At 76.0% G+C, this 13,075-nt stretch carries 12 protein-coding genes; 11 read left to right on the top strand and 1 reads right to left on the bottom strand.

Annotated features, from left to right (window positions below):
- The first annotated feature begins 109 nt into the window (after positions 1-109).
- The 11 genes from FSW04_RS13370 to FSW04_RS13415 are packed head-to-tail and all read left to right on the top strand — an operon-like array spanning position 110 to position 12,364.
- Complete coding sequence (locus FSW04_RS13370) at positions 110-1,666, top strand: phage tail sheath family protein (RefSeq protein WP_146920012.1); 1,557 nt, start codon at positions 110-112, stop codon at positions 1,664-1,666.
- Between the two features lie 36 nt (positions 1,667-1,702).
- Complete coding sequence (locus FSW04_RS13375) at positions 1,703-2,152, top strand: phage tail protein (RefSeq protein ID WP_146920014.1); 450 nt, start codon at positions 1,703-1,705, stop codon at positions 2,150-2,152.
- 29 nt (positions 2,153-2,181) lie between these two features.
- The gene (locus FSW04_RS13380) at positions 2,182-2,556 is read left to right on the top strand and encodes a hypothetical protein (RefSeq protein ID WP_146920016.1); all 375 of its coding nucleotides are present in this window, start codon (positions 2,182-2,184) and stop codon (positions 2,554-2,556) included.
- Positions 2,553-2,714 carry a hypothetical protein gene (locus tag FSW04_RS26020; RefSeq protein ID WP_187368753.1) on the top strand — a complete coding sequence of 54 codons (162 nt, stop codon included), beginning with the start codon at positions 2,553-2,555 and terminating at the stop codon, positions 2,712-2,714. Before FSW04_RS13380 ends, FSW04_RS26020 begins: the two co-directional genes overlap by 4 nt.
- Entirely contained in the window at positions 2,715-4,910 is a 2,196-nt protein-coding gene (locus tag FSW04_RS13385; RefSeq protein WP_146920018.1) for a hypothetical protein, read from the top strand.
- Between the two features lie 5 nt (positions 4,911-4,915).
- Positions 4,916-5,347, top strand: coding sequence for a phage tail protein (locus tag FSW04_RS13390; protein ID WP_146920021.1), 432 nt, complete (start codon positions 4,916-4,918; stop codon positions 5,345-5,347).
- 3 nt (positions 5,348-5,350) lie between these two features.
- Positions 5,351-6,028 (top strand): CIS tube protein, encoded by a 678-nt coding sequence (locus FSW04_RS13395; protein WP_146920023.1) that lies wholly within the window; start codon positions 5,351-5,353, stop codon positions 6,026-6,028.
- Complete coding sequence (locus tag FSW04_RS13400) at positions 6,025-7,668, top strand: VgrG-related protein (protein ID WP_146920025.1); 1,644 nt, start codon at positions 6,025-6,027, stop codon at positions 7,666-7,668. The genes FSW04_RS13395 and FSW04_RS13400 overlap by 4 nt, the downstream gene beginning before the upstream one ends.
- Positions 7,669-7,680: 12 nt before the next feature.
- The gene (locus tag FSW04_RS13405) at positions 7,681-8,082 is read left to right on the top strand and encodes a GPW/gp25 family protein (RefSeq protein WP_146920027.1); all 402 of its coding nucleotides are present in this window, start codon (positions 7,681-7,683) and stop codon (positions 8,080-8,082) included.
- Between the two features lie 3 nt (positions 8,083-8,085).
- The gene (locus FSW04_RS13410; RefSeq protein ID WP_146920029.1) at positions 8,086-10,683 is read left to right on the top strand and encodes a PASTA domain-containing protein; all 2,598 of its coding nucleotides are present in this window, start codon (positions 8,086-8,088) and stop codon (positions 10,681-10,683) included.
- A gap of 4 nt (positions 10,684-10,687) precedes the next feature.
- Entirely contained in the window at positions 10,688-12,364 is a 1,677-nt protein-coding gene (locus FSW04_RS13415) for an FHA domain-containing protein (RefSeq protein WP_146920031.1), read from the top strand.
- Here FSW04_RS13415 and FSW04_RS13420 read toward each other — a convergent pair.
- The gene (locus FSW04_RS13420; protein WP_187368754.1) at positions 12,354-12,605 is read right to left on the bottom strand and encodes a hypothetical protein; all 252 of its coding nucleotides are present in this window, start codon (positions 12,603-12,605) and stop codon (positions 12,354-12,356) included. The two genes, FSW04_RS13415 and FSW04_RS13420, sit on opposite strands and share 11 nt — an antisense overlap.
- Positions 12,606-13,075: the final 470 nt, after the last annotated feature.

Genomic DNA, 13,075 nt, shown 5'->3' on the forward strand with positions numbered 1-13,075 from the left:
CGCGTTGCCCGATTGGCTGCCCGGACCGTCCTGTCTCGCGCTCCCCCCGGTCTGAGAGGGTTGCCCGGAACCAGGGCATTCCACGACCGAAGCTGGAAGAAGGAGCTCCATGCCGACCTATCTCACGCCGGGCGTGTACGTCGAGGAGATCCCCTCGGCGAACAAGCCGATCGAGGGCGTGGGCACCGCGGTGGCGGCCTTCGTGGGCCTGGCCCCCGGAGGCCCGGTCAACACCGCGATGCGGATCTCGAACTGGAGCCAGTTCGCGCGGCTCTACGGCGATCCGCAGAACCCCGAGAACGGACCGTTCATGGAGGGCGCCTACCTCGCGCACTCCGTCTACGGGTTCTTCCAGAACGGCGGCTCGCTGTGCTGGATCGTCCGCGTCGGCGCCGACGGCGCCGCCGAGAAGCCGCGCGCCGCGCTGCCCGCCGCGACCGACCGCGGTGTGGAGGCGCTGCGCGCCGTCGCCCTCGAGGGCGCGCCGGAGCCGGTCAGCGTCGAGATCGTCGAGGACCCGTCCGTCGCCGAGGAGTCCGAGAAGGAGGGCGCCGAGATCACCTACACGGTGACCATCAGCGCCGGCAACGACCGGGAGGAGTACCCGGGCGTCTCGCTCAAGAAGGGCCGCAACAACCTCGCGACCAAGATCAACGGCGCCTCCAAGCTCGTCAAGATCGAGGAGACCGGCGCGTCGCTGCCCGACACGCGCGTGGCGCCCGGCAAGTACCTGCTGTCGGCCCCGCCGTCGGCGCCCAACGCCATCAGCGCCACCGACTTCGAGGGCGACGTCGCCTCCCGCAGGGGCATGGGCGGCCTCGCCGCGATCGACGAGATCACGATGGTCGTGATGCCCGACGCGATGACGCTCAACGGCGACGGGTCCCAGCTGCGCGACCTGCAGGGCAAGATGATCGCCCACGCCGAGAACTCCGGCGACCGCCTCGCGATCCTCGACGCGCCGCCCGACCTGCTGCCCCAGGACGTCCTGGAATGGCGGATGAACACCGCGGGCTACGACTCCAAGATGGCCGCGCTCTACTACCCGTGGATCGAGGTCATGGACCCGCTGACCAAGCGGCCGCTCATGGTCCCGCCGTCCGGGCACGTCGCGGGCGTGTGGTGCCGCGTCGACGAGACCCGCGGCGTCCACAAGGCGCCGGCCAACGAGGTCATCCTCGGCGCCAACGGTCTCGGCTTCCAGGTCACCCAGGCCGAGCAGGGCGGCCTGAACAAGGTGGGGATCAACTGCATCCGGGCGTTCCCCGGGCGCGGCATCCGCATCTGGGGCGCGCGCACGCTGTCCAGCGATCCCGAGTGGCGCTACATCAACGTCCGCAGGCTCTTCAACTACGTCTCGGAGTCGATCATGGAGGGCACGCAGTGGAGCGTGTTCGAGCCCAACGACCAGATGCTGTGGATGTCGTTGAAGATCGCCGCCCAGAACTTCCTCATGCGCACGTGGCGCAGCGGGGCGCTCTTCGGGTCGACGCCGGGCGAGGCGTTCTTCGTCAAGTGCGACGCCGAGACCAACCCGCCTGAGGTCATCGAGGCCGGGCAGGTGGTCTGCGAGATCGGCATCGCGCCCGTCAAGCCCGCCGAGTTCGTGATCTTCCGCCTCAGCCAGTTCACCGGCGGCGGCGGCGAGGGCGAGGTCAGCGAATGACCCCGCCGTGTGACCTGACCGCAGAAAGGAACACCGATGTCTGACCAGGTGGTCACCCCCGGTACCCACTTCAAGCTCGACCTCGGCGGCAAGGAGAGCGGGCTGCTGTTCAAGTCGGCCTCGATGCCGACCGGCACGCTGGCCCTCGGCGACTTCCAGACCTCCGACGGCAACGGCGGCCCGGTCCAGAGCTGCGGCGGCGGCACCAAGGTGCAGTGGTCCGACGTCACGCTCATGCGCGGCGTCGACAAGGACCAGGAGCTCTACAACTGGTTCAAGGACGTCAAGGAGAAGGGCGTCTGCTCCGACACCCAGCTCGACATCAAGATCATCGCGCTCGACAGCCAGAACGAGCCGCTGAAGACCTGGAGCCTGACCGGGGCGGTCATCAGCTCCTACGGGATGAGCGGCGTCGACGCCGAGAGCGGCGCGATCCTGACCGAGCAGGTCTCGATCAAGTTCACCGACGCGACGCTCGAGTCCTAGGTCCGGGGAGGGGAGGAGGCGACCCGCGGATGCAGACCGAGATCGCGTTCACGCTGCCGCGCGGCTATGTCGACGCCGCCGGCGCCGTGCACCGCGAGGGCACGATGCGCCTGGCGACCGCGCGCGACGAGATCGAGCCGCTGCGGGACCTCGAGGTGCGCCAGAACGAGGCGTACCTGTCGATCCTGCTGCTGGCGCGCACGGTGACGCGGCTCGGGCCGATCACCGACATCACGCCGGGCCTCGTCGAGGACCTGTTCGCCGCGGACTTCGATCACCTCCAGCGGCTGTACGAGCGCATCAACAGCAACGGCGAGGCGGTGGGGGTCCTGAGCTGCCCGTCGTGCGCGCACCAGTTCGAGGTCGACCTCACCGAGATCGAGGACGGGCGCCTGGGGGAATGACGAGGCCGTCTCCTGATCTGCTGCTCGGGGAGACGGCCCGCCTCGCCTACCACGTGCACTGGCCGCTGGACACGATCCTCGACCTCGAGCACCCCGACCGGCGGCGCTTCCTGGCCGAGGTCGACGCGCTGACCGCCCGCGGGCCCGGGGTGGTCTGAGTGGATCACGGACGGCCCCCGCTCGCCCCCCGCAGCGTCCGGCGGGTCATCCGCTTCGCCCACGCGCACGCCGAGGGTCCGCGCCGGCTGACCGGCCGCGTGTTCCTGGGGGCCGATGTCGCGGCCGCGCGCGAGCCCAAGCTCCTGCGCGCCGCCGTGCGCCTCGCGCGGCCGGTCGCCGCGACGCCGCCGGTCACGGCGGTCCCCGCGCCGCGGCCGCCGGCGGTCCCGTGGCGGGCGGCGGCGCCCGCGCCCGAGGCGTGGGACGCCGGCCCGTCGGCCGAGGCGGCCCCGCCCCCGCCGGAGGTCGAGCCCGAGCCGTGGTTCGAGCCGGTCGTGACGGTGCTCGACCATCCGCCGCGCGCGCCGGCGGCGCCTGCCCCGGCCCACGAGGGCCTGACCGAGGTCGAGTACCAGTGGCTGTTCGGCGACCGCGACGCGGCGCTGGCCAAGGCGGCGCCCGCGCACACCGCGGGCCGGATGACCGACGAGCAGCGGCGCGAGAACCGGCGGCGCCGGCTCGTCGCCCGCGGCGGCCTGGAGCGCGGCCGCGGCGCCCGGATCGTCGAGGGTCCGGCCGAGCCCGCGCGCGCCGCGCCTCACGCCGAGGATCCGCCCGCGTCGCCGACGGCCGCCGGAGGGTTCCGGCTGGCGCCGGGCCGTGCGAGGCCCGTGCCGCGGCCGGCCGGCCCCGAGGGCGGCGCGGCGGCCGAGTCGGCCGCTGCTCCCGTCGTGCCGGAGTCCGTCATGGAGACGCCGGCCGCGACCGGAGCGCCGGCCGCGCCGGAGGCGCCCGCCGCGGCCGCGGCGCCCGTGCCGGCGCCCGCCGCGCCGGAGGCCCGGGGCCCGGAGACCGCGGCGGCGCCGCCGCCGGTCCCCCCGCCGGGCGTCGCGTCGCCGGCCCGGTCGGAGCGGCCCCCCGCCGCCTCGTCGGCCGCCCCGCCGGCCGCCGCGTCGCCGGCCCCCGCTAGCCCCGTCGCGGAGCCGGGGGAGCCGCCCGCGCCGGCGACGCCCGAGGGCGACTCGTCGCCCGCGCCTGCACCTGCGACCCCGGCCGCGAGCCCGCCCACCGCGCCGCCGGCGCCCGCGCCCGCGCCGCCCGAGCCCGCGGCGGCCGTGCAGCCGCCGACGGCGCCCGCGCCCGGCGCCGTCCCGCCGGTGCCCGAGCACGCCGCAGGGGCGGGCGTGCCGCCCGAGCGTGCCGTGCCCGTGCCCGTGCCCGTGCCCGTGCGCGTCCGCGCCGCGCCCCGCAGCGAGGCGCCGGAGCCCGTCGCGCCGCCCGCGACGGCGCCCGTCCAGGCCACGGCCCGGCGCCTGGCGCCCGCGCAGGCCGCCCCGCCGGCGCCCGCGCGGCCCGCGCCCGTCCGGCCGCTCCGCCCGCCCGCCGCCGCCCCCGCGCGAGCCGTGCCCGCCGTGCGCGCGACACCGCCGGTCGCGGACGCGCCGCAGCGCCAGCGCCCGCGCCCGCAGCGCGCGACGCGGCCCGCGCCCGCGGCACCGGCGCCCGTCCCCGCCGCGGCCCCGGTCGCGGAGCCGGCCGCCGCCTCGCCGCCCCGTGCCCGCGGACCGGTCCGGCGCGCACTCGATGCGCTGCGCGGCCGGGAGCCCGAGGCCGCGCCGGTGGCCGAGCCCGCCACCGCGGTCCCGGCGCCGGCGCCGGCGCCGTCGGCCGCCGCGCCCGCCCCGCGCCCGACACCCGCGGTCCGGTCCACCGCCCCGGCGCCGGCGCCCGCCACGGCCCCGCGAGCGGCACGCACCGCCCCGCCACCGGCCCCCACGCGGATGACGCTCGCCTCCGCGGGCCCGGCGCCCGCACGAGACTCCCCCACCGCGCCGCCGCCGACGGCGCCCGGCACCACGGCGCCCGGCGCGGGCGCGCCGCCCACGGCTGCGCCGCTCACACCGCCGACCCCGATCGCCGCCGCCCCGGCGATGTTCGCGCCGCCTCCGCCCGCCGGCACGCCGCCCGCGACGGTCGCCCCCGCGCCGCCGGCGGCGCCCGTCACGCCCGCCTCCGCCCCCGTCCACGTCGCGCGCACGCCCGCCGCCGCCGGACCCACGCTGGCCCGTGCCGCCGCCGGCGGTGGGGGCGGCTCCGGGGCCGGCGGCGACGCCGACGCGATCTACGAGGAGGTCCTGCGGCGCCTGCGCCAGGAGCAGGAGCAGCTCGGCCAGATCATCCCCCATCCCTTCTAGCCGCCATGCCTCCAACCGGCCAGATCCAGCAGGCGATCACCAGCTACAACTTCGTGTTGAAGATCCCGGACATCGACACGATCGGGTTCTTCCACCACTGCGCGGGGCTCGAGCTCAGCTTCGAGGTCCTCGAATACCGCGAGGGGGGCAACAACGACTTCGTCCACCACCTCCCCGGGCGCATCCAGTACCCCAACCTGGTGCTCTCGCGGGGGCTGACGAACGAGGACGCGCTGCTCAAGTGGTTCTGGGCCACCCACACCCAGGCCGAGCGCAAGGAGGTCACGTTGACCTTCGGCGGCGGCGACACGTCGCGCACGTGGACGTTCGCCGACGCGTTCCCCGTCAAGTGGACGGGCCCGACCGGTACGCACGACGGCTCGGCGGTGGCGGTCGAGACGCTCGAGATCGCCCACTCCGGCCTGAAGATGGTCTGAGCCGTGCCGATCCCCCAGGGCTTCCAGCGTGCGCGGCTCGAGATCGACGGCGGGGACGCGATCGAGTGCGCGTTCAACCCCCAGAGCTACACGGTCAGCAAGACCAACATCTGGAACTTCAAGCCGACGACCGGGGTCGACCTGCCACCGGGGGAGTTCGGCGGCGGGCTTCCCCGGCGCACGACGCTGTCGCTGCTGCTCGACGTGTCCCTCCTGGCGCCCGACCAGAGTGTCAAGGACATGACCAACAAGCTGCTCAAGATGATGGAGACGGGCGGCGGGGGCGGGGGCGGCGGCGGCTCGGTCCCGCCGTTCGTGACGTTCCGCTGGGGGTCGGTCGACCTGCCGAAGTCCGTGCCCGTGTCGCTGACGATCCAGCACACGCTGTTCCACCCCAACGGCGAGCCCATCCGCGCCACCGTCGACCTCGAGCTCGCCCAGGCCGAGAAGGCGTCGACGGCGTCCTCGTCGGGCGCCAACCAGGCCCAGAACCCGACGACCCGCGCCGCGGGCGACCTGCGCGTGCACCGCGTCCGCGACGGCGACTCGCTGCCGGCCATCGCCTACGACGCCTACGGCGACGCGACGCGCTGGCGGGTCATCGCCGAGGCCAACGGGATCGACGACCCGCTGCGCCTGCGCCGCGGCGCCGAGCTGACGATCCCCCGGGTGCCCACATGAGCGCGACCGCCACCCAGCACGTCGCCAGCTACGACCTCATCGTCGACGGCCAGGACCTCGCCCAGGACCAGAAGGACCGCGTCACGGAGGTCCGCGTGGTCGACCACCTGCGGCTGCCCGACGCCTGCACGGTGCACGTCGTCTACCCGCGCGGCGACGGCATCGACACCATGCCCTTCGACATCGGCTCCACGCTGGAGGTCGGCCTGGGCGCCCGCCAGGCGCTCGCCCCCGTGACGCTGTTCAAGGGGCGCATCGTGACGCTCGAGCCCGAGTTCGGCACGGGCGGCTGCAGCGTCGTGGTGCGCGCCTACGACCGCTCGCACGAGCTGCACCGCTCGCGCGTGACGCGGACGTTCCAGAACCAGACGTCGAGCGACATCGTGGCCAAGATCGCGGCCGACGCCGGACTGCAGGCCCGGTGCGAGGCCAGCGGTGAGCCGCACGACTTCATGCAGCAGGACAACGAGACCGACTGGGACTTCATCTGGCGGCTGGCCGAGCGGATCGGCTTCGAGTTCGTCGTCGCCGACGAGGTCGCGCACTTCCGCCGACCCGCGGCCGACGCCGAGGTCGAGCTGGAGTGGCCGGTCTCCCTGCGCAGCTTCCGCCCGCGGCTGACCGCCGTGCAGCAGGTCCAGGAGGTCACGCTGCTGGCCTTCGACCCCAAGACCGACCAGGCGATCTCCTCCACGGCCACGACGCCCAACCAGATCGCGCGCATCGGCATCGACCGCGGCAGCGTCGCCGGGGCGTTCGACGGCGGCGCGGTCCACATCGCCACCGAGCCGGTCAAGAACGGGGCTGAGGCCGACGCGCTGGCCCAGGCGCTCCTGGACAAGCTCGCCAACGGCTACATCGCCGCCGACGGGATCGCTCCGGGCAATCCCAGGATCCGGGCGGGGGCAGCGGTCGCCGTCAAGGGCGTGGGCACGAAGTTCGGCGGGACCTACCGCGTGGCGACCTCGACGCACGTCCTGCGCGGCGGCGGGGCCTACGAGACGCACTTCGCCAACTCGCCGTCGCACACGATCCTCGGCGCCGTGGGCGCCGGCGCCGCGCCGCCGCGCTTCGGCGACCACCTGGCGATCGGCATCGTCACCAACAACGACGACCCCGAGGGGATGGGCCGGGTGCGCTGCAGCTACCCGGCGCTCGGCGACGACGTCGAGGGGACCTGGGCGCCCATCGCCTCGCCGGGGGCCGGATCGGGCCGCGGGATGATGATGCTGCCCGTCACCGGCGACGAGGTGCTCGTGGCCTTCGAGCACGGCGACACGACGCGGCCCTACGTGCTCGGCGCGCTCTTCAACGGCGTCGACCAGCCCGGCGGCGACCTGCTCGGCGCCAAGGACGGGTCCTTCGCCGTGCTCAGCGACCACAAGGTCCACCTGGCCTCCGCCGAGGACTTCGAGGTGCTCAGCGGCGGCGCGCTGACGATCACGGTCTCGGGCGCGACCGGCCTGGCCGGGACCGGCGCGATCACCGTCGAGAGCCAGTCCGACGCGGTCGGCGTCAAGGGCGCGACCGAGGTGACCATCGAGGGCACGACGGGCCTGACGCTGAAGTGCGGCGGGTCGTCGATCCAACTGTCGCCGGCCGGCGTGACGATCAGCGGCACGGCCGTGAGCATCGGGTAGGTTCGGCGGCGGATGTCCGACGTCCTCGGATCAGGGCTGGCGTTCCCGCTCTCCGTCGACCATCGCGGAGCCGTGGCGATGGCACGCGGGGAGGCCGACGTCGAGCAGGCCCTGGAGATCATCCTCGGCACGGCGCCCGGCGAGCGGCCGATGCGTCCCGAGTTCGGCTGCGAGGTCCACGACTTCGTCTTCGACGCGATCGACGCGGCCATGGTCGGGCGCATGGAGACCGCGATCCGCCGTGCGCTGGACCGCTGGGAGCCGCGGGTCGAGGTCACCGGGATCGACTTCGACCTGGGCAGCGTGGGGGAGGGGCGCCTGGACATCACGATCGGCTACCGGATCCGGGCGACCAACCACCAGCGCAACCTCGTCTACCCCTTCTACGTCATCCCGGCGGAGGAGGGGGACTGAGCCGTGCGGACGTGCGCGAGCTGTGGGCGCCAGAACCCCGACGACCAGGACTTCTGCGCGTGCGGCGAGTACCTGCGCTGGGACCCCACGAGCTTCGTGCCGGCCGTCGCCGCGCCCGAGCCCCCGCCGCCGGCCGGGGAGGAGGCCCCGGCCGCCGCCGGCGTCCCGGTCACGCCGCCGCCCGCGGCCCCCGTCGGGCCTGCGCCGCCGGCCGGCGGCGCCCCGCCGCCGCCACCGGCGCCGCCGGCCGCCGCGCCACCGCCGATCGCCCCCGACGCCGTCGCGCTGACGCTGCGGCTGCCCGATGGCAGCTACGGCGAGACGGAGGGCACGGTGACCGTCGCGCTGGAGCCGGGCGGGCGGGCCATGGTCCGCGCCCTGGTGCGCAACCAGGACGCGATCGTCGACAACTACGACCTCGGCGTGGTCGGGCTGCCCGACGGCTGGTGGAGCGTGTCGCCCCCGACGCTGTACCTCGTCCCCATGGGCGCGGGCGGGACCTACGAGCAGGAGGTCGAGGTCCGCATCCATCCGCCGCGCACGCCCGAGGCCCAGGCGCGCACGTGGTCCTTCGACGTCGTCGTGCACTCCCGGGCGCACGGCGCGCAGGCGGCCGCGGCGCCCGCCAGCGCCGAGCTCGCGCCCTACCAGGACGTCCGCACCGACCTGACGCCCGACCGCCGCCGCGGCCGGCGGCGGGCGACGTTCTCCTTCGGCGTCGAGAACCGCGCCAACGCGCCGATCAGCGTGGCGCTGCAGGCCCAGGACGCCGACGGCGAGGTGCGGTTCCACTTCGCCCAGCCGACGGTGGCGATCGATCCGGGCGAGCGCGTCGAGGTCCCGCTCGTCGCGCGCCCGCCCAAGCCGATCTGGATCGGCAGGCCGGTCGACCGGCGCTTCGAGGCGACCGCCGCGCCGCAGACCAGCGACCTCGTCGTCGCGCCCCAGGGGGGCACGTTCCGGCAGGCGCCGTGGCTGCCGGTGTGGCTCATGACGGCCTTCACCGTGCTCGTCGCGGTCGTCGCCGCGGTGCTGCTCCTGCTGCCCAAGAACGTCACGGTCCCCGACCTCACGCGCGCGCCCTCGCGCTTCGCCGCCGAGCAGCAGCTCGTCAAGGCCGGCCTGGCGCCGATCCCCAACGTGACGACGGTGACGGGCACGGGCCAGCCCGGGGCGATCATCGCCCAGACCCCGCAGGCCGGCAAGAAGGTCAAGCGCGGCAGCAAGGTCACGATCCAGGTCGTGGTCGGCAGCGGTCAGCAGCCCGTGCCGTCCGTCGTGGGCCTCAAGGTCCAGGACGCTGCCGTGGCGCTCGACACGGCCGGGTTCAAGCTGGGCGAGATGCTGCCGCCGCCGCCCGACCCGCAGGCGACGATCGGCAGCCAGATCCCCGCCGCGGGCAAGCCGGCCCGGCCCGGCGACGCGATCATGGTGTTCGTCGTCCACGGCGCACCCGCCGCCGCGAGCACGGCGGCGGCCGCCAGCAGCACCGCACCCGGCGCCGCCGCCGGAGCGGCCGCGGGCGCCGGCGCCGCCGCGGGCACCGCGCCCGTGGCGGGCGGCAAGCCGGTGGCGATCCCCAAGGTGGCGGGCAAGCCCGTCGCCGCCGCGGCCGCCGCGCTGGCCGCCGCCAAGCTGCTGCCCACCGAGGTCCAGCGCTACGACGCCTCCAGGGCCGGCACGCTCGTGCGCACCGTGCCCGCGGCGGGCGCCAAGGTCCCCGCGGGCAGCCAGGTGCAGCTCATCGTCTCGGCCGGCTTCCCGACCCTCCTGTTCGACACGCCCGCGGGCCTCATGAGCATCGGCGGCGCGGGCGGGCAGGCGACGCAGGTCGCCGGGACCAAGGCCGGCGACACCGAGCCGACGTGGAGCGCCGACGGCACCCGCATCGCCTACGTCAGCGGCCCGGACATCATCCTGGCCGAGCCGGGCAAGCCCGGCGCCGCGATCCTCCACAGGGCCGGCTCGACGTTCCGCGACCCCGCGTTCGCCCCGTCGGGCCGCGTGCTGGCCGTCGTCCGCCGCACGGGCGACGACGGCGACCTGTGCCTGGCGGCGGTCGCGGTCACGACGGCCGAGGACTGCATCGCCGAGCCGAACACCGACGTCGGGCGCTCGGTGAGCTGGTCGCCCGACGGGCGCCAGCTCCTCGTCGCCGGCCACCCCAAGGGCGACCCCAACACGTTCGGCCTGGTCCTGTACCGCAGCGCGGTGCCGTTCTCGGCCAAGGCCGCCGACTGGGGCAAGGGCGACGTCGTGACCGACGCCACGCGGCCGGGCGTCGGCGCGCTGGCCGGGGCCTTCTCGCCCGACGGCAGGCAGCTCGCGGTCGCCGCGAACACGGCGGGCGGCGGCTTCCAGCTCTTCGTCACCACGGCCGACGACTTCAAGCTGTCCAAGGCCAAGCCCTACAACGTGGCGGCCTGCCTGGTCAGCTGGCGTCCCGATGGGCTCGAGCTCGCGATCGTCGCCAACCCGGGCTGCCGCGACGGCGTCGACGGGCAGATCGCCCGGTTCGCGCCGGCCCAGCCCGACCGCACCGTGCCGCTGGCCGCCAGCGGCGCCCACCCGGCCTGGCAGCCGCTGAGCACGGGCGGCTGACCCGGTGCTGTGCCCGAGCTGCCACTGCCAGGTCTCCCGCGGCGCGGGCCAGTGCGGCGCCTGCGGCCGACCGCTGGGCACCCGGGCCCCCGCGCTGGAGCTCGTGCTCGCCGACGGCGCGCGCGTCGCGCTGTCCGGCGGGCTGACCATCGGCCGCACGCCCGCCAACACCGTCCAGCTCGCCGACCCCAGCGTCTCCCGCACGCACGCGCGGATCGTGGCGGCCAACGGGGGCTTCACGCTGGAGGACGCGGGGTCCAGCCACGGGACATGGCTCGACGGCCGGCGCCTGGAGGGGGGCGCCGACCTGCGGGCCGGGGCGAGGATCCGCCTGGGCGACGCCGAGCTCGCCGTCGAGGCGCCGTCCGACGAGGCGGCCGCGGGCCGCACCATCGTCGTGCCGCTCGGCTCCAGCGTCGCGGTGTCGGCGGCCGGGGCGGTGCAGGGCGTCGCCGCCGCGGTGCCCTCGGCGCTGCGGCCGAAGGCCCGCGCGGGCTGGGCGCTCAAGCGGCTGGAGGCGGGGGAGGGCGAGCGGCGCTTCGTCCTGCGCGACCTTGAGGGCGGCGGGTTCGTGCGCATGAGCGCGGGCGACGCCGGGCTCTTCGAGCTGCTCGACGGCTCGCGCACGCTGCGGGAGCTCATCGCCGAGGCCGAGCAGCGGGAGGGCGCGGCCGGCCCGTCGCGGCTGGCCCGGCTGCTGGCCGACCTGGGCGACCGCGGGCTGCTGGAGGGGGTGGACTCCGGGGCGGCGCCGGAGGCCGAGCCCAGGTTCCTGGCGCGCCTCGTGCGGCCGCGGACCCACGCGTTCGCCGGGGCGGGCGCGTGGTTCGCGCGGCTGTACCGCGGCGGCGGCTGGCTCCTGTTCACCGCGGTGGCGCGCGTGCTGCTGGCCGCGATCGTCGTCGCCGGGATCGGCGTCTTCGCCTACCTCATCGCCAAGCGCTACGGGACCCCGTTCGTCGTCGCGCGCAAGATCGGCCTGGGCGGGCTGGTCTTCGTGCTCGGCCGCTTCGCGGTCGTCGTCGTGCACGAGGCCGCGCACGCGCTGACGATGGCCTCGTTCGGACGGCGCATCGAGCGGGCGGGGATCAAGCTGATCCTGCTGTTCCCCTATGCCTTCGTCGACACGTCGCAGGCGTGGTTCGAGCCGCGGCGCCGGCGGATCGCGGTCAGCGCCGCGGGGCCGGTGAGCGACTTCACGCTCGGCGGGATCTTCGCGGTGGTCTGCCTGCTCCTGGGGGCGGGCACGCTGCGCGACATCTTCTTCCAGCTGGCCCTCGCGGCCTACGTCGGCGCGTTCTTCAACCTCAACCCGTTCCTGGACCGCGACGGCTACCAGATCCTCGTCGACGTCCTGCGCGAGCCCGGGCTGCGGCGGCGGTCCAAGGAGCAGTTCCAGCGCCTGCTGTCGGGCGGGCCGCGACGCGAGACCGACTCGCCGGCGCTGGCCCGGTACGCCGCGGCCGGCGTTGTGTGGTCGGTCGTGGCCGTGGGGTTCGCGGTCGTGTTCACGCTGCGCTACCGGCCGGTCCTGGACGCGGTGACCTCGACCGCGCTGGTGTGGACGGCGCTGGGCTGCCTGTGGCTCATGCTGTTCATCCCGGTCGTGTGGTCGCTGGCCCGGCCGCTCTGGCACCGCAGCGAGCGCCTGCCGTCGGAGGTGCGGCGTGTCAAGCTCTGACCGCGTCGACGTCGCCGCCCAGCTGCTCGAGCGCCTGCTCGTCGACGCCGCGTTCCGCGCGCGGTTCCGCGCCCAGCCCGAGGCCGCCTGCCGCGAGGCGGGCCTGCCCGACCTGGCCGACGAGATCCGCATGGGCGGCGGGGCGCTGCAGACGCTCGAGCTGCGCGAGTCGCGCTCCAGCCTGCTCGGCGTGCTCATGGCCGCCGCGCTGGAGGGCGTGGGCGTGCTCGAGCTCTCCCACCTGGCGTCGCACTCCCTGAGCGGCGACGCGGCGCGGGCCGCCCACATCGCCTCGACCCGCGCCGGGATGCGAGTGGTCCGGCCCGGGGCGCAGCTGCCGCACACGCCGGGGCTGCCGCACACGCCGGCGCTGCCGCACACGCCGCGCGTCCCGCACACGCTGCAGGTGCCGCACGCGCTGCGCGGCGTGGCCGGTGGACCGGGCACGACGCCGGCGACGGCACCGGCGCCGGCCGCCCCGGATGCGCCGGCGGACGCGCTCCCGGCCGCGGGGGCGCCCCCGGCCACCGCGCCGGCCGTCCCGGACGCGCCGGCGGCGGCGGACCCGTCCGCGGCGGGGGCCCCGCGGGCCGCGGCGGCGGCCCTCGCGGGCGCCCCTCCGGCCTCCACGGCCCCTCCTCCGGCCCCCGCGGGAACGCCTCCGGCCTCCGCCGGCGCCTGGCCCGACGCGGCCGCGGCCCGGTCGGCCCC

Source organism: Baekduia soli, assembly GCF_007970665.1.
GTDB classification, from domain to species: Bacteria; Actinomycetota; Thermoleophilia; order Solirubrobacterales; family Solirubrobacteraceae; genus Baekduia; species Baekduia soli.